The organism is Halomonas borealis, assembly GCF_004798905.1.
GTDB lineage: Bacteria > Pseudomonadota > Gammaproteobacteria > Pseudomonadales > Halomonadaceae > Halomonas > Halomonas borealis.
The window spans coordinates 1-19,052 of record NZ_SDMO01000009.1 but is presented as its reverse complement, the minus strand read 5'-3'; the positions used below and the strand labels follow the sequence as shown (position 1 = coordinate 19,052).

The window sequence follows — 19,052 nt, the reverse complement described above, 5'->3', positions numbered from 1 at the left end:
GAGAAGAGACCCACATGGAACGTACCCTGATGCGCCCCAAGGGGCTGGCCCGGCTGCCCGACTTCCTGCACCTGACTCGCCTCGACCGCCCCATCGGTACCTGGCTGCTGATGTGGCCGACGCTATGGGCGCTGTGGGCGGCCGCCGAGGGCCTCCCCGAGCGCCGGCTGCTGCTGGTCTTCGTCGCCGGGGTCTACCTGATGCGCGCCGCGGGCTGCGTGGTCAACGACTACGCCGACCGCCACTTCGACGGCCATGTGAAGCGCACCCGGTCACGCCCGCTGGCCACCGGGCGCATCGGCGAGGGCGAGGCCAAGATCCTGTTCGCCGGCCTGGTGCTGGCGGCCTTCGCATTGGTGTGGTTCACCAACCCCTTCACCGTGATGCTGTCGGTGGGCGGCGTGGCGCTGGCCTTCGTCTACCCCTTCATGAAGCGCTACACCCACCTGCCCCAGGTGGTCCTGGGGGCGGCCTTCTCGTGGGCCATCCCCATGGCCTTCGGCGCGGTACTCGGCCACCTGCCCGCGGAGGCCTGGCTGCTGTTCGCCGCCAACGTGCTGTGGACCGTGGCCTACGACACCGAATATGCCATGGTCGACCGCGACGACGATCTGCGCATCGGCATCAAGTCCACCGCGGTGCTGTTCGGCCGCGCCGACAAGCTGATCATCGGCCTGCTGCAGCTGGCGACTCTCGCCCTGCTGGCCTGGGCCGGTGGGCGCCTCGGGCTGGGCGGTTTCTTCTGGCTGGGCCTGGCCGCCATGGCGGCCACCTTCGTCCACCAGCAGCGCTTGATTCACGGGCGCGACCGCGACCGCTGCTTCCAGGCCTTCCTCAACAATCACTGGTCGGGGCTGCTGGTGTTCGCCGGCATCGCGCTCTCGCTGTGGCCGGGCATCGCCCCCTGATGCGGCGCGGCGGAACAGGGGCGACAGGCCCTGGCTGTCACGCTATTGTCACGAGAACGTGCTGTCATCGTCATTCACCCGTCATTGACCCTGACCACGAGGCTTCAGGATGACCGCCAAGACCATACTGATCGTCGATGATGAGGCGCCGATCCGCGAGATGATCGCCGTCGCGCTGGAGATGGCCGACTACCGCGTCATCGAGGCAGACAACGCCCAGGCCGCCCATGCCATCGTCGTCGACCGCCAGCCCGACCTGGTGCTGCTGGACTGGATGATGCCCGGCACCAGCGGCATCGAGCTGGCGCGCCGCCTCAAGCGCGAGGAAAGCACCGCCGAGCTACCGATCATCCTGCTCACCGCCAAGGGCGAGGAGGACAACAAGATCCAGGGGCTGGAGGCCGGCGCCGACGATTACATCACCAAGCCCTTCTCGCCCCGCGAGCTGGTCGCGCGCCTCAAGGCGGTGCTGCGTCGCACCACGCCGCACGGGGTCGAGGAAGCGGTACAGGTCGAGGGCCTGAGGCTCGACCCGGTGAGCCATCGTGTCAGCATCGACGGCCAGCCGCTGGAGGTCGGCCCCACCGAATACCGGCTGCTGCAGTTCTTCATGACCCACCAGGAGCGCGCCTATACCCGAGGCCAGCTGCTCGACCAGGTGTGGGGCGGCAATGTCTATGTCGAGGAGCGCACCGTGGACGTGCATATTCGCCGCCTGCGCAAGGCGCTGGGCGAGCCTCACCAGCAGCTGATCCAGACCGTGCGCGGCACCGGCTATCGCTTCTCCGCCAAGGCCTGACATGACCCGGCCGTGGCGACGCGAATGCTGGCGGCTGGCGGCCCTGGTCGCCGTCGGCGCGCTGGTCGGCTGGCCATTCGACCAGAGTGGTGCCGGCATCGCGGTGGCGCTGGGCATCGCGCTCCTCCAGCATCTGCGCCGGTTGCATGCCTTGCAGGCCTGGCTGACCCATCATCCGCATGACGAACCGCCCTCCGCCACGGGGCCGTGGGGCGAGCTGTTCGACCGCCTCTATCGCTACCAGAAGCGCCAGCGCCTCACCCAGCGCCGGCTACGCGACACCCTGAGCCGCATCCAGGAATCCTCCGAGGCGATGCGCGACAGCGTGGTGATGCTCGACCGCCACGGCGACATGGAATGGTGGAACAGCGCCGCCGAGCGCATGCTGGGCCTGAAGCCCGCCCTGGACCGCGGCCAGCACATCACCAACCTGATGCGTGAACCGAGCTTCGTCGACTACTTCCACGCCCGCGACTACCGCGAGCCGCTGACGCTGTGCTCGCCGATCGACGAGAACCTGATCCTGCAATGCCAGATCACCCTCTATGGCGACGACGAGCGACTGGTGATGGCCCGCGACATCACCCGCCTGCACCGCCTCGAGCAGATGCGCCGTGACTTCGTGGCCAACGTCTCTCACGAGCTGCGCACCCCACTCACCGTGCTGGCGGGCTACCTCGAGACCTACGGCGACATGGCCGAGATGCTGCCCGAGCGCCTGGGCCGGGGTATCGACGAGATGCAACGCCAGACCCAGCGCATGCAGAACCTGGTCAACGACCTGCTGCTGCTGTCACGCCTGGAGAACGATCAGCCGAGCCACGACGACGCGCGGCTCGACCCCGCCGCCCTGCTGGACGCCGTGTGCCGCGACGCGGCCGCGCTATCCGACGGTGACCACTCGCTGGAGGTCGAGATCGACGAGCCCCGCGGCCTGCTCGGGCTGGAGCAGGAGCTGCACAGCGCCGTCTCCAACCTGGCCTTCAACGCCGTGCGCTACGCCGGCGCGGGGAGCCGCATCATGCTGCGTTGGCGCCCCTCCGGCGACGGTGCCTGCCTGGAGGTCGAAGACGACGGCGCAGGCCTCGACCCGCGGCATATCCCGCGCCTCACTGAGCGCTTCTACCGGATCGACAAGGGGCGCAGCACCGCCACCGGCGGTACCGGCCTGGGGCTGGCCATCGTCAAGCACGTGCTGCTGCGCCACGATGCCCGGCTGGAGATCGATTCACGGCTCGGCGAGGGCGCGACCTTCCGCTGCCACTTCCCCGCCGCACGCTTGATGGCGAGCGCCGCCGAGGCGCCGCCGGCGACGGACCGATCCTTGCCCGGTCCCCCGCGCTGAGCCATCGAGCGGCGCCACGGGCGGCGTTTCTCCACTTACCCACACCCGATGGCGGCGCCCCGGCTGTGGATAAGCGGAGCGTTCAGCGTTTCGCCGGCGTGGAGCTCCCCGCCGACGGTCCCAGGTGGCGGTAGTGGTCGTCCCACATCAGCACCGCACCGGCCACCGCGCCGGGCAGCAGGAAGAGGTTGGCCAACGGTAGCCAGGTGATCAGCATCACCCAGCCCCCGTAGGTCAGCGTCGGCCAGCGCCGGGCGGCGAGACGGCCACGCATGTCGGCGAAGGACACCTTATTGTTGTCCATGGGGTAATCGAGATAGGTCACCGCCACCATCCAGGCCGTGAATAACAGCCATAGCAGCGGGGCGGCCAGGTTGATCAGCGGGATCCAGCTGATCACGAACAGCGCCAGCATGCGCGGCAGGATATAGCCCAGCTTGACCAGCTCGCGGCCCAGCGCATCGACACCGGTGCGTACCAGGCCACGATCATCCAGCGGCGGGCGCCCGGTCACCTCGCGCTCGACCCGTTCGGCCAGCAAGCCGTAGAAGGGCGCGGCGATCAGCTGGGTCACCAGGGTGAAGCTGAAGAACACGATCAGTCCCAGGCTGACCACGAACAACGGCCAGATCAGCCACGACAACCAGTCGAGCCAACCCGGCACCATGGCCATCCAGCCATCCAACCAGCCGCCGAAGTGGGTCAGCACGTAGCTCAGCATGGCGGCGTAGACCACCAGGTTGGCGAGTATCGGCAGGAACACGTAGCGGCGCAGGCCGGGGGTGTAGACCAGACGTGTCCCCCGGGACAGCGCCGAGAAGGCATCCAGCATCGGTATCACTTCCTCCATCGCGACGACGGCGGTCGCCACCCGTAGTGACGACCGCCCTCATGGATGGTGCCGGGCGAGTGGCGATCAGCCCTCGTCGCCGAGCACCTCGTCGCCGAGATCATCCGGGGCCGTGTGCCGGATGTCGAGCCCCTTGACCAGGTAGACCACATATTCGGCCAGGTTGTTGGAGTGATCGCCGACCCGCTCCAGGGCCCGCAGGATCCACATGATGCCCAGCACCGGGGAGATCGCGCGGGCATCCTCCATCATGAAGGTCATCAGCGCGCGCATGGCGCTCTGGTATTCGCTGTCGACCCGCTCGTCCTCCTGCACCACCTTGAGCGCCATCTCGGTGTCGAAGCGGGCGAAGGCGGTCAGCGCATCGCGCATCATCTGGCGCACATGCTCGCTGATGCCACGCACCTCGACGAAGCCGCGGCTGCCATTGTGGCTCTCGACCAGCTCCAGGGCGTTACGGGCGATCTTGCTGGCCTCGTCGCCGATGCGCTCCAGGTCCGAGGCGGCGCGGATCACCGCCAGCACCAGGCGCAGGTCGGAGGCCGCGGGCTGGCGGCGGGCCAGGATCTGGGTGCACTCGTCATCGATCTTGATCTGCATGTCGTTGACCGCGCGATCGTCGTCGATCACCCGCTCGGCCAGGGCCGAGTCGCCGTCGAGCAGGGCGCTCACCGCGTCCTGAACCTGCTTCTCGACCCGCCCGCCCATGGCCATCAGATGGGTCTTGAGCTCCTCGAGCTCATGATTGAACTGCCGCGAGATATGTTGGCTGTGAATATCGCTGGTGATGTCCATGAGACTCTCCTGAGGGCGCCGGCGTCAGGCCATGCGTCCGGTGATGTAGTTCTCGGTGCGCGCGAGGCGCGGATGGGTGAACAGGGTATCGGTGGGGCCGTACTCCACCAGCTCGCCGCCCTGCAGGAAGGCGGTGTAGTCCGAGACCCGCGCCGCCTGCTGCATGTTGTGAGTCACCAGCACCAGGGTCAGGCTCGACGCCAGGTTACGGATCAGCTCCTCCACCTTGAGCGTCGAGATCGGGTCCAGGGCCGAGGCCGGCTCGTCGAGCAGCAGCACCTCGGGCTCCACCGCCAGGGTCCGGGCGATCACCAGGCGCTGCTGCTGGCCACCGGACAGCGCCCAGGCCGAGGCCTGGAGACGATCCTTCACCTCGTCCCACAGGGCCGCCGAGCGCAGCGACCACTCGACGATGTCATCGATGCGCCGCTTGCGCAGCCCGCCCTGTAGCCGCAGCCCGAAGGCCACGTTGTCGTAGATCGACATCGGGAAGGGGTTAGGCGCCTGGAACACCATGCCCACACGCCGGCGCAGCTCGGCCACCGCCACCTCGGGGGCATGAATCTCCTGGCCCTCGAGGCGAATCTCGCCCTCCCGGTGCACGTCCTCGTTGAGGTCATGCAGGCGGTTGAGGGCCCGCAGCAGGGTCGACTTGCCACACCCCGAGGGCCCGATGAAGGCGGTGACGCGATGGCGCGGCACCCGCAGGGTCAGGTCACGCAGCGCCGGTTCCGCGCCGTAGCGCAGCCCGAAGCCCGAGACCTCCAGGCAGCAAGCCTCGTCTGAAAAGTCGATGCAGGCCCCGCGTCGCGGTGCCACATCCCGCGCGATCGACATCACAACCTCCCTGGCATCACGGCCGTGCTCAGCATCGCGAAAGCCCCCCGTGGCGTGATCTAAGATGATGACGCAGAAATATTGCAGTCAGGTTAAGCACCAGGATGACCAGCACCAGCAACAGCGCCGTGGCATAGACCACCGGCAGGGCCGCCTGGACATCGCTGCTGTGGAAGGCGGTATCGAAGAGGTGATAGCCCAGGTGCATGAACTTCCGCTCGAGGTGCAGGAAGGGGAACTCACCGTCCACCGGCACCTGGGGAGCCAGCTTGGCCACGCCGACCAGCATCAACGGCGCGACCTCGCCGGCCGCCCGGGCCACCGCCAGGATCATCCCGGTGAGCATCGCCGGCGTCGCCATCGGCAACACCACCCGGGTCAGCATCTCCAGGCGGGTCGCGCCGAGCGCCAGCGCCCCTTCGCGCTGACGCTCGGGAATCCGCGCCAGGCCCTCCTCGGTGGCCACGATCACCACCGGCAGGGTCAGCAGCGCCAGGGTCAGCGAGGCCCATAGCAGGCCGCCGGTGCCGAAGGTCGGCGAAGGCAGCGAAGCCTCGAAGAACCATCGGTCGATGCTTCCGCCCAGCCCGTAGACGAACACCCCTAGGCCGAACACGCCGTAGACGATGGAGGGCACCCCGGCCAGGTTGCGCACGCCGATGCGCACCAGCCGGGTCAGCCGCCCCTGGTGGGCGACCTCGTTGAGGTAGACCGCCGCCAGCACCCCGAAGGGCGTGACCGCGAGCGACATCAGCATCACCATCAGCACGGTGCCGAAGATCGCCGGCCAGACGCCGCCCTCGACGTTCCCCGCGCGCGGCCCCTCTGAGAGGAAACGCCACACGCCGTCGCCCCAGGCGGCGAGCTTGGCGCCGATGCCCATGGCGTTGGGGCGGCGGGCACGCAGCACCTCCTCGGCCGGCAAGCGAAGACGCCGCCCCTCGGCGCTCTCCAGCACCAGCGTGCCCCCCTCCATGGCCTCGCGCAGGACACGGATTCGCGCCCGGGCCTCGGTCAGGGCACGCGCCGCCTGCGGGTCGCTCCCGGCCTCGAGACGCCGCGCCAGTGGCAGCAGGGTCGTGTCGCGCAGCCGCGTGATCGCCTCGCGCCGCCGCTCGAGCGTCGCGAGGCGCGCCTGTAGCCCCTGCCAGGCGGCCTCGCCCTCGCGACGCTCGCCGGCGGCGGGCAGCCAGGCCACCAGCCGGCCGACGAAGCGCCCCCAGCGGCGGCGCTCCAGCACCACCAGGTCACGAGGCCGATCCTCGGCCTCGATATCGGCCACCGGCACCCAGCTCCAGATATCACCATCCAGATCGCGATTGTCGGTGCGGTAGAGCCGCTCCATGCCTCCCTCGGGCAACGGCGCCTGCTTGACCGCGCGGCCGGCGATGGCCCGTCCATCGGTGAGGGTCAGTTGGGTCACATCGCCCGGCCAGAAATGCCCCAGCCCGCGAGTGGCCAGCAGCGCCAGCAAAAGCGCCAGCAGCAGCAACGACAGCGAGATACTGGCCGCGGCCAGCCAGGCCCAGGGGCCTTCGCCCCGAGGCAAGCGGGCCCGCCCCGCGCGGCGCCATGCCGCCCTCATGCTGAGTCTCCCAGGCGCCGATAGCGGCGACGCAGCCGCGCCCTGACCACTTCGGCGAGGGTGTTGACCAGGAAGGTGAAGAGGAACAACAGCAGGGCCGCCAGCAGCAGCAGCCGATAGTGGCTGCCGCCCGGGGCGGCCTCGGGCAGCTCGATGGCGATGCTGGCCGCCATCGAGCGCAGGCCATCCAGAGGATTGGCATTGAACAGGGCGGTGTTGCCGCTGGCGATCAGCACGATCATGGTCTCACCCACGGCGCGCCCGGCACCGATCATCACCGCCGAGAACACGCCCGGGGCGGCGGCGGGCAGCACCACCCGCCACAGGGCCTGCCAACGCGTCGCGCCCAGCGCCAGGGCGCCCTCGGCCAGGCGACCCGGCACCCCGGAGAGGGCATCCTCGGCCAGCGCATAGATCGTCGGCATCACCGCGAAGCCCATGGCCATGCCGATGATGATGGCGTTGCGGCTGGCATAGTCGAGCCCCAGGGTGGCGGTCACCCAGCCACGCAGGTCGCCGCCGAACCACCAGGCTTCCAGCAACGGTGCCAGCCAGCCGGCCAGGGCCCACAGCAGTATCAGCCAGGGCACCAGCCACAGCGCGGCCCAGCCCATCGGCAGCCGCCGCCGTGCCGTACCGGGTAACCGGCTCCACAGCGCGCCACCCAGCACCACGCCGAGCGGCATCAGCCACAGCAGCGTCAGACCCAGCCCCAGGTGTCGCTCCAGCCAGGGCGCCAGCACCAACCCGGCGAGGAAGCCGACCACCACGCCGGGCAGGGCCTCCATCAGCTCCAGGGCCGGCTTGAGATAGCCCCGCAGGCGACGCGACATGAACAGCGCCGAATGGGCGGCCGCGCCCAGCGCCAGCGGTACGGCGATCACCAACGACCAGGCCGCGGCCTCCAGAGTGCCCCAGGCCAACGGCGCCAGGTTGAAGCGTGGCCCGGGGTCGCCCTCCGGCAGGGTGGGCTGCCAGCGATACGCCGGCTCCGCCAGGCCGGGATAGTCTTGCGGCCCCCACAACGAGGCGATATCCACCGCGGGCTCATCGGCCCCAGCGGACCAGAACAGCGGCAGGACCTCCACCGCCAGGAACACGCCGATCGCCATCACCGCGGCGATGACGCCGATGCCCCCGGCGGTGATCAGCGCCGTGGCGAGACGGTCGCGGCCGTGTCGCAGGCGGCGGCGCAGCAGCGGTGAGGAGGAAGCTTCGGGCATCGGAACCGACAGGGGCCTGGGTTAACGTAAGGTGACGGCAGGATCATGACACGGCGGTGACACTATCACGCTCCACCATCGTCCAGCTCGAGTATCCGGCGTTGACGCGCCAGGGTCGAGGCCGGCAACGACACGAAGCCGAGCTCCTCGACGACGGCCTGGCCCTCGGCGGACAGCACCAGATCGAGGAAGGCCCGCTCGGCGGGGGGCAACGATTCCCCGGGGGGGCGATTGATGTAGAGGCGCAGCTCTCGGGTCAGCGGGTAGTCACCGCGCCGCACCGTCCGTGGATCGGGCGTATGCAGGCGCCCTTCGGGGTCGCGCAGGGGCACCACCCGCACGCTGGGCGTGCGGTGATTGAGGCCGGCATAGCCGATGGCCTGCGGGTCATCGGCCACCGCGGCCACCACCGCGGCCGCCCCCAGGTGCTCGTTGACCTCGGGCCGAAAGCTGCCCGCGCACAGCGCCTCGCGCCGCAGGAGCCCGTGGGTGCCGGAGACGGCATTGCGACCGTGCAGCGCGATGCGCCCCGACGGCCGTTCCTGCCCCAAGGCCTGCCAGCGGTGAATGCCGCGCTCGCCTCCGCAGCGCCGCGACTCCGAGAAGATGGCATCGATCTGGCGACGCGAGAGGCTGGTCAGGGGATTGTGCCGATGCACCACCAGCACCAGCGCGTCGCGTGCCACCACGACCTCCTGGGGCGGATAGCCGAAACGGGTCACGAAGGCCGAGCGTTCGGCCTCGCTCATCGGTCGCGACATGGGCCCCACCAGGGTGGTGCCGGCGGTCAGCGCCGGCGGCGCGCTGGCCGAGCCGCTGGCCTGGAGCTGCACCCGAAGTCCCGGATAGCGCCGCCCCAGCGACTCCCCCCAGCGCAGCATCAGCCCCGCCATGGTGTCGGAGCCCACGGTGTCCAGCGTTCCCACCGGCGGGCGGGGCGCAGCCACGGCAGGCAGAGCCGCGAAGACGGCCAGGATCAACAGCCAGGCCAACAGGCCTCGGCGCAGGGGGGGCAGCATGCGGCATCCTCCAGCGGTAAGCGGCAGGCGGGGGCGCGCCGACAAGGGTGGAGCGGCCACTCGCTTGGCGTTTATCATGATTCACCGATTCGGGCCGGTGAAGCCCCGCGACGCCGCACAACAACAAACCAGACGAGCCGATACCATGAGCGAACTCGACGATATTCCGGCCCCCTGCGGCCGCCTGGCCCTCAAGCTGGTCGCCGGCCATCAGGACACCAATTTCCACGGCGACATTTCCGCCGGCTGGCTGATCGCCCACATGGACCAGGCCGCCGAGCTGGCTGCGAGCCGCGAGGCGCGGGGGCGCACCGCCACCGTCGCCACCGAGGCCATGGACTTCCTGTGTCCGGTGCGGGTGGGCTCGATGGTCAACATCTTCACCGAGGTCCGCGAGATCGGCCACAGTTCGATCAAGATCGACGTCGAGGTGTGGAGCCACTCCCCCCAGGAGCGCGACCCCGATGAACTGCACAAGGTCACCGAGGCACGCTTCGTGATGGTCGCCCTCGACGACAACGGCCGTATCCGCGCGGTGCGTCAGGGCGGCTAGGCCGCCCCGACCGTCATCGGCTCCGCGGCGGGCTCAGGCCAGCCGCTCCCGCGCCTTCAGGTAGGCGAACTCGCCCACGTCGGTGAACGGGCTGACCCGCTGCTGGAAGTCGCGATAGGCCTCATGGATCCGCCGCGAGGCCTCGTCATCCTCTACCTGCCGCTGGATCGCCTTCCCGGCCGATTCACGCAGCGCCGACATGACATCCTCGGGGAAGCTGCGCAGCTTGACCCCGTGCTCATCGACCAGGGTGCGCAGCGCCTCGGCGTTGCGGAAGGCGAACTCGCTGATCATCGCCAGGTTGGAGGCGCGGGCCGCCTCGCTGACCACCGCCTTGAGGTCGTCCGGCAGGGCATTCCAGGCGTCCAGGTTGACGGTCCCCTCGAGGATCGCACTGGGCTCGTTCCAGGCCGAGGTATAGTAGTAGTCGGCCACCTGGTGCAGGCCGAAGGCCAGGTCGTTGTAAGGCCCGACCCAGTCGGCGGCATCCAGCACGCCGGTCTCCATGGAGGTGAAGATCTCGCTGCCGGGAATCGTCATGGTGGTCACGCCGATGCCGCTCATGGCCTCGCCGGCCAGGCCGGGAAGGCGCAGCTTGAGGCCCTGCATGTCATCGAGGGAGTTGATCTCCTTCTTGAACCAGCCGGCCATCTGGGCACCGGTGTTGCCCACCGCGAAGGGCTTGAGGTTATGCCCGGCATAGAGCTCGTCCCACAGCGCCTGACCGCCACCATAGTAGAGCCAGGCATTGGTCTCGGTGGTGGTCATGCCGAAGGGCACCGCGGTGAAGAACTGGGCCGCAGCGACCTTGCCGCGCCAATAGTAGGACGCGGAGTGCCCCATCTCGGCGGTACCGGCGGACACCGCATCGAAGACCTCCAGCGCCGGGACCATCTCGCCGGCACCGTGGACACGAACCCGCATGCGCCCTCCGGACATGCGCTCAATGCGCTCGGCGAAATCGTTCGCCCCGGTGCCCAGCGCCGGGAAGTTCTTCGGCCAGGAGGTCACCATGTTCCAGGTGATGGTCTCCTGCGCGCTGGCGGTATTGACGAAGGGGGCGGCGGCGACGCCGGCGGTACCGGCACCCAGGGTCTTGAGGCTGGTCTTGAGAAAGTTACGACGCTCCATGGCCAAGCGGCTCCTTGTGTTCTTGTGTGCGGCGTGCCGACGGCACGCGTGTCCGTCAGGCAGTATGCGCGAAAGCCGAATTCATCGGCAAGCGAGCCCCGGCTCCCTGGCAGCGTGCGGACGGCTCATCGCCGGCTCGCTCATCGATCCCATGGACATATCCCAGGTATTAGCCCAGATAGAGGGCATTGAGCTTGCCCTGCTGCTCATCGACATGGCGCTGATAGGTGGTGTCGTCCATGTCTCGCCAGAAGCGTGGATCACGACCGGTGTGTCGGTCATGCTCGCGGGTGGTCGGGTCGGCCGGCCGGTCCTGCTCCAGCATGGGGAAGTCCGGCAACGGCTGGGAAACGTCCATATAGCGCTGCAGCATGTCCCAGGTGGCGCGCTGCTCGAGGTGGCTCTGGGTGGCGCCGAACATGCCGACCAGGCGCACCTGTACCTCGTCGATGTAGTGCACCAGGCTCAGCGAGTACTGGGGTGAACCCTGGGCATCCGGGGTGCTGAGAAGATGGCAGTCGAACTCATGGAAGGGCAGCGTATGGCCGACCTTCCAGGCGGTGCGCTTCTTGCTGGAATCGGCGAAGACGGTTACTTGTCCGGTACGGCGGTTTAGTTCCCACATCGGGCCAGGCTGCATGCCGGCGGCGAAGTTGGGGAAGAAGCGTTGTAGAGAAGCCGCGCTCCCCCACATAACAAGACTAATTGACAGGGGTATCAGAGGAAATCCCCAACTAGGAAACGATAGGAAGTTATCCCAATAGTTTCCTGTGCTTGCGTCATTGGCAAACATGAAAGCTGCAATTGCCGTAGCAATGAAGGAGCATATGGTAAATCCCCCCCCCCTATCGAACCCAACACCTTAGTAATTCCAATGATAAAAGCCCGCTTGGTATGGCTGGTAAAACGGATACACTCCTCGTCCCAGCGCAGCGGCTGGTCGACACGACATTCGGGATCTTTGAGCCTGGCTATGGTCGGATCGGCCTCATACCCGCGCAACGCTTCCGGCGTATTATGCTGCCAGTCGTGCATCGGGCTAATATCCACGCTGGGCTCACGGTGCGCCAGGCGCTCACCACCGGCGGCGAAGGTACGAAACTTGCGCGAGTGTTGGCATTCGCCTGCAGGGCGTCGATGCAACTGGTCGGGGGTGTAGGCTTCCTCGGCGTAGGCATGGGGCGTATTAGCCATCTGCTGCTTCGTCCTTGTGAGTCGTCTCGTCGGCCCAGTAGGGGCGGTCGACCTCGGTAAAGTCGGGTGTGAGGCGTGAGTCCGGAGGCGTCTACGAAACCCGGGGCGATTTGAAGTGACCCCCATTCACTGGGCGTGATCGTCAAGACCAGTGCCCTGGCCAATGAGCGCCACCAGCTTGCCGTCGATCATCATCGTGAGGGTAGGTCGGTGCCAAGGTCGCAGTCTGCGACACACTACCGCCAGGGAAGATAATAACGTGCCTTCCCTGGCGAGAATGTGTAGGCGCAGCATGTGTGCCGTGCGATGTATCCTTCGGTGAATCAGTGCCTTGGTGAGCGGCCAGGAGCACGCCTGCCCCATCAAGCCGAGAGCGCCGCTTCCTCGGCGTAGACCTCGGCGAAGATGGCGGTGATGGGTCGGTTGGGCTGCTGGGCGTGACGCCGACGCACTTCCGCGGAGAGGCGATTCAACGCCTCGCTGGGCTTGGCCCATTGGGCTTCGGAGAGCGGTTGCGACCACTCCTCGAGGCTCGCCGGCAGGGTCTTGCGTCCGGCCTTCTGAATGGCACGGATCTCCCACTCGGCGAGATGGAAGGGAATCGTCCACAGGTCGAGGATGTGCCACGCATACCACATGGTCACCTTGAGCAGCCCGATCTCGCCGTCGCGGTGGCGGCGGTGCAGCCGATGGCGGGCGTTATGGAAGGTATGCACGCCTTCGTAAGGCGGATCGCCGGGGCGATGCAGGCCGTTGGGGGCCTGAATCTCCTCGCGGGTATGTACCTCGTATTCCATGTAGGCACGCACCGACTCCCAGAGCCCCATAGCCAGCGGCAGGCCAGGCTGTGGCAATTCGAGGAAGTGCTGCTGCCCCGTCTCGGGATCGATGAAGCCGAGCCCCAGGCCATACTGGCGCTGCACACCGTACTGGGTCGCCCCCTGAGCCTCGGTTACCCAGGCCGCCACGCTCTCCCAGGGCACGATGATCGGCGGCTTGCCCCCGCCCGGCGCGAAGGCCACCTCGCGGCGCTGGCGGTGGAAGCGGGTGGGAACGTCGTTACGAAACTTGAAGTGGTATTGGGCTTTGATAAACAAGGCCAAGGCAAGGAACAGCCCCCCCCCCCATAGCCCCATTCCCAGAGTAATGTCGAAGAAGGCCATGAACTCACTGGCAAAAGGAAGCTCTTCGCTAGAGGTCATCCACCCAAGTACCAAAGGAGTAAGAACAATAATCCACAGAGAGCTAATAAAAGGCCCACCAAGAGTAAACTGCCAGGTAAAGGGCGTGGGCAGACTACCCCCGAAGTCCAGATAGGTATCGTTCACCTCACCGATGGCCTGATTGAAATCCACGGGTGTCGACTCTGTGGGCAGAGGGGCCGGCGACAAATAGCTGACCTTGCCCGACGGGAACGGCTCGATATCGCCGGCCCGATGAGGCGAGGCCATATCAGGCCGCGGTGTCTGTTTTTCCTTGGCGGACATACAAGCGCCTTAAATTAGGTGAATAAAAGCGGATCGATTTTCTGCCAAACTGCCGGCTCGCCGAGAACGTCGATGTCTGATGGGGTATAGGAGCCATCACCTCCAGAAAGAGATATGCGGATATGGTAGTCAGTCGGTTGGTAGCGGCCCTCGTTATCCGGCGCCTCGACCCGAATCGCCACGACGGTATCATGGTCGTACCTTCTTCCCTCTCTCCCAGGCTCGGGCCGTGGGAAGCTGAATGTCAGCGGCTGCTCACTTTTCAGCTCGGGCTGAACATCCAACCGGTCGCTAACTGGAGTCCAAAATTCTTTCGGCCCCGGTCCCGGGTTCGAGCGTACCTGGTAACAAGCCAACGTCAGCTTATAGGGCGGCTTACCGCCAAAGGGAGCGAGCATATCCTGCCAGCCAGTGGAAGGTAGGCTAAGTTCAAATTCTACCGACTTTGGTCCTTCGAGCCGGTTTTTCCACCAGCTCTCATACTCGTCGATGCTGACATCAATTCTTGGCGCTTGCGCGACCGCCTGTAGCCGAGACTGGTACGCTTCAAGCGAATCATCGCGAGCTTGGCTCGGCTCCTGGCTCCACGGGGTAGAGAGTAGCCAGTCATCATGGCGGCTGGTGCTATAGCGGTTATATAGCCAACTGCCGCCTAATTCGAGCACAGTAAACAGCGCCCCGGCGAGGTTGAAGCGCCAGAACACCGATCCCAAGCGGGCACCGGCAGCGGCCCACTCGACGCCACGTAACGCTACGGAAAAACCTGTGTGCAGGGTATGAGTCAAGCCATAGACATTAGCCCCGAGCATGCCCCCGGCACCTGCCATGCTGACCATGGCAGCACTCTGAGCACTTTGGTCACCACTACGAACGGCCTCCTGCCATGTGCCATATCGGTTAGAAAGACTTGAGTACGAAGCATAAGCGCCAAAAGCATATGTAAAAATACCAAGAAAAACATGCAGCTTTCCAAGAGATGAGCTCACGCTTTGAGCGCTAGGGACGCTTAAAACATTTGTAAGGGCTTTAATTCTGGAACTTAATGCAGTATCCATAACTCCTTGAGCGGCTAAAAAGCCCGCGGAGCTTGTAGCAACAAATGCTTTGATAATATCGATACGCGTCGTTGATCCATTCGACCCAGTTGTACCCTGATAGTCTTGGTAGGCATGCCAAAAAGTAACTACCTGAGTGGCAAAAATTAGCAAGCCAAGACCATCCCCGACCAGGTTCGCCTTGGGCGCCGTCATAACCCCCTGCCTTAGGTTACGAATCAACCCACTGATCTCGGCCTGCTGGGCCGCCGGTAGCACCAGGGTCAGGCCGGCACGTCCCGGCGCCGCACCGGCGATACGGACGCCATCCTCGGGAAGCTCTTCAATCGGGCTCAGCGCTTGCGCGAGTGCCGGCTCATGCACCGACTGCAGCTCCCGACGAACGCGCTTGAAGTCCTTGTGCAGGCGTTGAGCCTCTGGGGAGTTGTGCCCGGCAGTCGCCTTGACCCTATTACGCCGCTTGCGGATATTCGCTATTTCTTCCCGCAGCGCCAGGACGCGCTGCATGGTGCGCCGGAAGCTCTCCAGCTCCTCGCGTGATGCCACGACGAAGCTGGCTCCCGTGCGATGAGCCGCATCGAGGATCCTCGCTGGTAGCGCCTTGGGCAGGCGCCGAAACAGCTCATTCAGGTCGGGCACCGTGTCACGGTTGATCCCTTCGTGGAACTCCTCCATGACCTGGGCGATGCCTCGCGAGATCGCCGGCGCGAAGGGCTGATGAGCGCTCTCGGCGATAACCTGGGTATCCTCGGGCAATTGATCGACCGCCGGCAACTGCCCGGACTCGATCGAGTTGAGTTTATTCCACAGGTCCTCGGCCTTGAGCACGGTCCCATAGCCGACGTTAGCGATCGTCGAGTACTGGCCGATGAAGTCACCCTGGTCGGCGAGCGGCAGGGTATGGAACAACGGCCTATCGTACTGCGGCGCTTCTTCCAGCCAGTCGGCGACACGCTTGGTTGCCTCGTCGCTGCGGCAGATATCCTTCAAGCACCCATACTGAGCTTTAAATCCCTCGTGGACCTGATCCGCGTTCTGCGCATCGAAGTACCAGGCGGCGGTGTGGAAGCGGTTGCTACACAGCATGTCGGCGCGGTCGTCGGACAGGGCATCTAGCGTGGTATTCCAACGCTGCAGCCGCGGGCGCTGCTCGGCGAGGAAGGCATCCATGCGTTCCCGATCGATCAGCTCGTTGATGCCCCGTTCACCGATACTGCTACCCTCAAGAAGCGCCCTGAGCCGCTCGTTGTGCTGGCGCTTCATGGCGAGCAGGGCATCACCATGCTGCTCCACGAAGTCACGCCCCAGACTCTCACTCAGGCTGTCCTCGACATAGTAGCGGCGCACCGTTCCCTGCAGACGGTTGGCGATGTCATAAGCATTGCTGCGGTTTGCCTCGCCGCGTATCGCTCGCAGCCGTTCCTTGAGCGCGGCGGGCAAGTCCGGATCGGAGGGCTGAGGCAAGTCGCCGGTGTTGCTATCCCGATTGAGGTAATCGAGCAATGCTTGGCGGACCTCGCCCTGGCGAGGCTCCTCCATCGCAGCGACTTCGTCCCACATGGCCTGGACGGCCGGGTCCTCCGACACCTGGCGCAGGTCTTCCAGCGAGGCGTCCTTGAGCTGGGACAGCGATTCGATATAACAGGCCAGCAGGTAATCCCGCTCGGTATCGCCTTCATTGTCCGTGGCCCAGTGTTCCACCCAGCCCACGACCTCGTCCTGGAACTGAGCCAGGTCACGCATCACACCGATATCATCGCGCACGATCAGGCACAGGGCCTCGTCACGATCCTCCACGCCATGCTGCTTGAGCAGCTTGCCGAGCCGCGACTTGTGATAATAGGGCTCGTTCTCCCAGAGGTAGGGCTCTGCCTCATGCTCGTAACCGTCCTCGGGCGCCTCGAGCCGAGCATCCTCGGCGAACTCGGCCACCCACTCTTCGGCCTGGGCCGGGGTAATAAGATGCCGGCCTCCCCCGCTGACAGGATTGGCACCGGAGAGGTCGACCGCCTGCATGAAGGCCTCTCGGTCCTCCTCGCTTTCGGTCACCTGGGCACGCTTGGCCGCGCTCCACTGCACCTCGGAGAAACACACGTAGAGCGTGCGATCGGTCTCGTACTCAAGCCTGCCGCCGGCGATGGTGTCGCCGAAGTCGCGAAACTCGTACTCGTCGAGCTGGAGGGCTTCGCCGTCGAGCACATAGAGATAGCCGTTACGCAGAAGCCGGATACCCAATGGCCGCGCCGTCAGCGAATAGGGGGTCGATACTCCCGGCTCGAGTTCTTCGACCACGCCATAGCGCAGAGGAAGCAATTGCACCTTGCCACTCAGCAGTGGGCAAGTGGCGCCTTCCTCGCTGCCTCGGCTCGGCATTTCATATGCCGCCAGTGAGGCTGTATGACGGTCATCGGCGGGTCGCTCGAACGCAGCCATGTGACACTCTCCCTATGTCGTAACGTCAGTCCGTGATGATGTCGGAACCATCGCCAGAGCGGCCTCGAGCCGTGCCATGCCACTACCCTGGTTCGAATCGCATAGTAGGTTCGTCCACGCTTCCGAGTCCTCAGCCTCTCGCCAGGAGGTGATCCCGAGGCGCTGCATCAGGGTGCAGCACAGGGCCCACTCCCGCGGAGCGGTCAACCCCAGCCCACACGCCTCTTGCACGATACCAGCCAGCTGCGCATGGCGTTCGGGGCGACTGGTTGCACTCAACCAGCCATCGCAATGCCGGTCGGTGAATGTCATCAGCTGACGAATGTCCCGCCGCCGGTCGCACTGCTGCAGGCGCTCCAGTTGTGGCTCCGACAGCCGATAATCCAATGCGTCAACTGCCCGGCCATTCTCGCTGTTCACCTTTGGCGTACTTTCTTGCCACGTTTCTGCCACCGCATCCGGTAGCATCAACCTCTCGATAGGCCCCCAGGGGACCCACTCCGGCGAGCTGCCATCCGTGAACAACGCCGACATGACCGCCGGATCGGCCAGGCGCAGCAGCATGGGAAGTCCCGCAGGGTGCCGCACCTGGATTAGTTCACGCAGGTGGTCGGTGACCTCACTCCGCTCCGCCCTGCTAAGAATCAAATACCCCCACTCAGCTCCCAGTCCTTCCTCCAGGAACGCCAGCAGAACGGGATCATCTCGGCCTTCCAAAGCCACCAGCCAGGGCGATAGATCACCGACCTCAGCCCAGGGAGTACCGGCATACAGCATGTCGGCAGTCAGGTCGCCTTCGCTCCACGCATAAAGCCGGCGTGGCAGCGATTCGACACGCACGCCATCGATCAGCAGGAATACCCGCTGATCGGTCGGCCATTGCCAATCACCGCCTTCGAGGCCCCGACACCATGGCCAACACTTCATGAGGTAACTCCGTCACTCTGCGGTTCGCAGATGGGGCACAGCGCCTGCCCCTGCAACAGAGCAGCATGCTGTGGCGCCTTGGCCGGTTTGAACGGCGCCTCCGGCTCGGCATGCCCCGGCCGCAGCGGCGCCTGGGCGGCCTGCCCGCTGCCGCTGCCGGGGCTACCCCCGGCATTCACCTTGACGTTGGGGCCGCTGAGGGTGATCCCGCCGCCGTCGAGCTTGAGGAAGCTGCCGCCGGCGGCCAGGGTCAGTTCGCTGCCGGCCTCGAGCACCACCTTCTGGCCGGCCTTGATGTGCAGCTCGCGGCCGCTCTCGCTGAGCCAGGCCTGGCCGGCCTTGAGGTGCAGGCTGCCGTCGATGGTCAGGTGCTGGGCGCCGTCAGTCTTCGTGCGCCGCTCGCCGTGCACGCTGTGGTGGTCGTCGCGGTCGATCTCTTCGATGCGGTCGCGCTTGATCTTGAGGTCGCTGTCGCGGCGGATCTCCTCGGTGCGGTCGTTCTCGGTGAGCAGTTCCAGGTCCTTCTGGGCGTGCACCCAGATCTGTTCCTGGTCGTGCTGGTCCTCGAAGCGCAGCTCGTTGAAGCCCTCGCCCTGGTGGGTCTGGGTGCGCAGCACGGTGCGCGTCTTGTGCTCGGGCAGCGAGTACGGCGGGGTGTTCACCGCGTGGTAGGTGCGCCCGGTGATGATCGGCTGGTCGGGGTCGCCCTCGAGGAAGGAGACGATCACCTCATGGCCGATGCGCGGAATCGCCATCATGCCGTAGCCGCCACCGGCCCAGCCCTGGGAGACGCGCAGCCAGGCGCTGGCGGTCTCATTGGGTTCGGCGTAGCGATCCCAGGGGAACTGCACCTTGACCCGGCCATGCGCGTCGCAGTGGATCTCCTCGCCCTCGGGGCCGACCACGAAGGC

General features: G+C 66.1%; 17 protein-coding genes. 4 read left to right on the top strand and 13 right to left on the bottom strand.

From position 1 onward, the window contains the following. The first annotated feature begins 14 nt into the window (after nt 1-14). The 3 genes from ubiA to phoR all read left to right on the top strand — a co-directional run bounded on the left by ubiA (nt 15) and on the right by phoR (nt 3,052). A complete protein-coding gene (ubiA, locus tag ETC07_RS10090) occupies nt 15-908 on the top strand; it encodes a 4-hydroxybenzoate octaprenyltransferase (RefSeq protein ID WP_136248394.1) in 894 nt (297 codons plus the stop codon). Between the two features lie 109 nt (nt 909-1,017). Next, nucleotides 1,018-1,707 carry a phosphate regulon transcriptional regulator PhoB gene (phoB, locus tag ETC07_RS10085; protein WP_136248393.1) on the top strand — a complete coding sequence of 230 codons (690 nt, stop codon included), beginning with the start codon at nt 1,018-1,020 and terminating at the stop codon, nt 1,705-1,707. A 1-nt stretch (nt 1,708) separates the two neighbouring features. Next, nucleotides 1,709-3,052, top strand: a complete 1,344-nt coding sequence (gene phoR / locus ETC07_RS10080; protein WP_136248392.1) for a phosphate regulon sensor histidine kinase PhoR — start codon at nt 1,709-1,711, stop codon at nt 3,050-3,052. Nucleotides 3,053-3,134: 82 nt separating this feature from the next. Here phoR and cysZ read toward each other — a convergent pair whose 3' ends face one another. The 6 genes from cysZ to ETC07_RS10050 form a co-directional block, all read right to left on the bottom strand. Beyond that, nucleotides 3,135-3,884, bottom strand: coding sequence for a sulfate transporter CysZ (cysZ, locus tag ETC07_RS10075; protein ID WP_136248391.1), 750 nt, complete (start codon nt 3,882-3,884; stop codon nt 3,135-3,137). Nucleotides 3,885-3,968: 84 nt separating this feature from the next. After that, nucleotides 3,969-4,697: a phosphate signaling complex protein PhoU gene (phoU, locus tag ETC07_RS10070; protein WP_136248390.1), complete on the bottom strand. Its 729-nt coding sequence runs from the start codon at nt 4,695-4,697 to the stop codon at nt 3,969-3,971. 24 nt (nt 4,698-4,721) lie between these two features. Further along, nucleotides 4,722-5,534, bottom strand: coding sequence for a phosphate ABC transporter ATP-binding protein PstB (gene pstB, locus ETC07_RS10065; protein WP_136248389.1), 813 nt, complete (start codon nt 5,532-5,534; stop codon nt 4,722-4,724). Between the two features lie 28 nt (nt 5,535-5,562). Beyond that, nucleotides 5,563-7,119: a phosphate ABC transporter permease PstA gene (pstA, locus tag ETC07_RS10060; RefSeq protein ID WP_136248388.1), complete on the bottom strand. Its 1,557-nt coding sequence runs from the start codon at nt 7,117-7,119 to the stop codon at nt 5,563-5,565. After that, nucleotides 7,116-8,342, bottom strand: a complete 1,227-nt coding sequence (locus ETC07_RS10055) for an ABC transporter permease subunit (protein ID WP_136248387.1) — start codon at nt 8,340-8,342, stop codon at nt 7,116-7,118. The genes pstA and ETC07_RS10055 overlap by 4 nt, the downstream gene beginning before the upstream one ends. A gap of 65 nt (nt 8,343-8,407) precedes the next feature. After that, nucleotides 8,408-9,361 (bottom strand): PstS family phosphate ABC transporter substrate-binding protein, encoded by a 954-nt coding sequence (locus ETC07_RS10050; protein WP_136248386.1) that lies wholly within the window; start codon nt 9,359-9,361, stop codon nt 8,408-8,410. A 145-nt stretch (nt 9,362-9,506) separates the two neighbouring features. On the opposite strand from ETC07_RS10050, the gene ETC07_RS10045 reads away from it, so the two are divergent. Continuing rightward, on the top strand, nt 9,507-9,914 hold the full coding sequence (locus tag ETC07_RS10045; protein WP_136248385.1) for an acyl-CoA thioesterase: 408 nt from the start codon (nt 9,507-9,509) through the stop codon (nt 9,912-9,914). A gap of 33 nt (nt 9,915-9,947) precedes the next feature. On the opposite strand, the gene ETC07_RS10040 is transcribed toward ETC07_RS10045, so the two are convergent. The 7 genes from ETC07_RS10040 to ETC07_RS10010 form a co-directional block, all read right to left on the bottom strand. Further along, the gene (locus ETC07_RS10040; protein ID WP_136248384.1) at nt 9,948-11,045 is read right to left on the bottom strand and encodes a TRAP transporter substrate-binding protein; all 1,098 of its coding nucleotides are present in this window, start codon (nt 11,043-11,045) and stop codon (nt 9,948-9,950) included. 169 nt (nt 11,046-11,214) lie between these two features. Next, the gene (locus tag ETC07_RS10035) at nt 11,215-11,670 is read right to left on the bottom strand and encodes a hypothetical protein (RefSeq protein ID WP_136248383.1); all 456 of its coding nucleotides are present in this window, start codon (nt 11,668-11,670) and stop codon (nt 11,215-11,217) included. Between the two features lie 92 nt (nt 11,671-11,762). After that, nucleotides 11,763-12,239, bottom strand: a complete 477-nt coding sequence (locus ETC07_RS10030; RefSeq protein ID WP_136248382.1) for a hypothetical protein — start codon at nt 12,237-12,239, stop codon at nt 11,763-11,765. Nucleotides 12,240-12,601: 362 nt separating this feature from the next. Continuing rightward, complete coding sequence (locus ETC07_RS15785) at nt 12,602-13,441, bottom strand: hypothetical protein (RefSeq protein ID WP_240724617.1); 840 nt, start codon at nt 13,439-13,441, stop codon at nt 12,602-12,604. A 299-nt stretch (nt 13,442-13,740) separates the two neighbouring features. Next, the gene (locus ETC07_RS10020; RefSeq protein ID WP_136248380.1) at nt 13,741-17,214 is read right to left on the bottom strand and encodes a toxin VasX; all 3,474 of its coding nucleotides are present in this window, start codon (nt 17,212-17,214) and stop codon (nt 13,741-13,743) included. Nucleotides 17,215-17,226: 12 nt separating this feature from the next. After that, a complete protein-coding gene (locus ETC07_RS10015; RefSeq protein ID WP_136248379.1) occupies nt 17,227-18,141 on the bottom strand; it encodes a DUF4123 domain-containing protein in 915 nt (304 codons plus the stop codon). Continuing rightward, the coding region (locus tag ETC07_RS10010) for a type VI secretion system Vgr family protein (RefSeq protein ID WP_136248378.1) at nt 18,138-19,052 on the bottom strand (915 nt) is incomplete at its 5' end. The genes ETC07_RS10010 and ETC07_RS10015, both read right to left, overlap by 4 nt.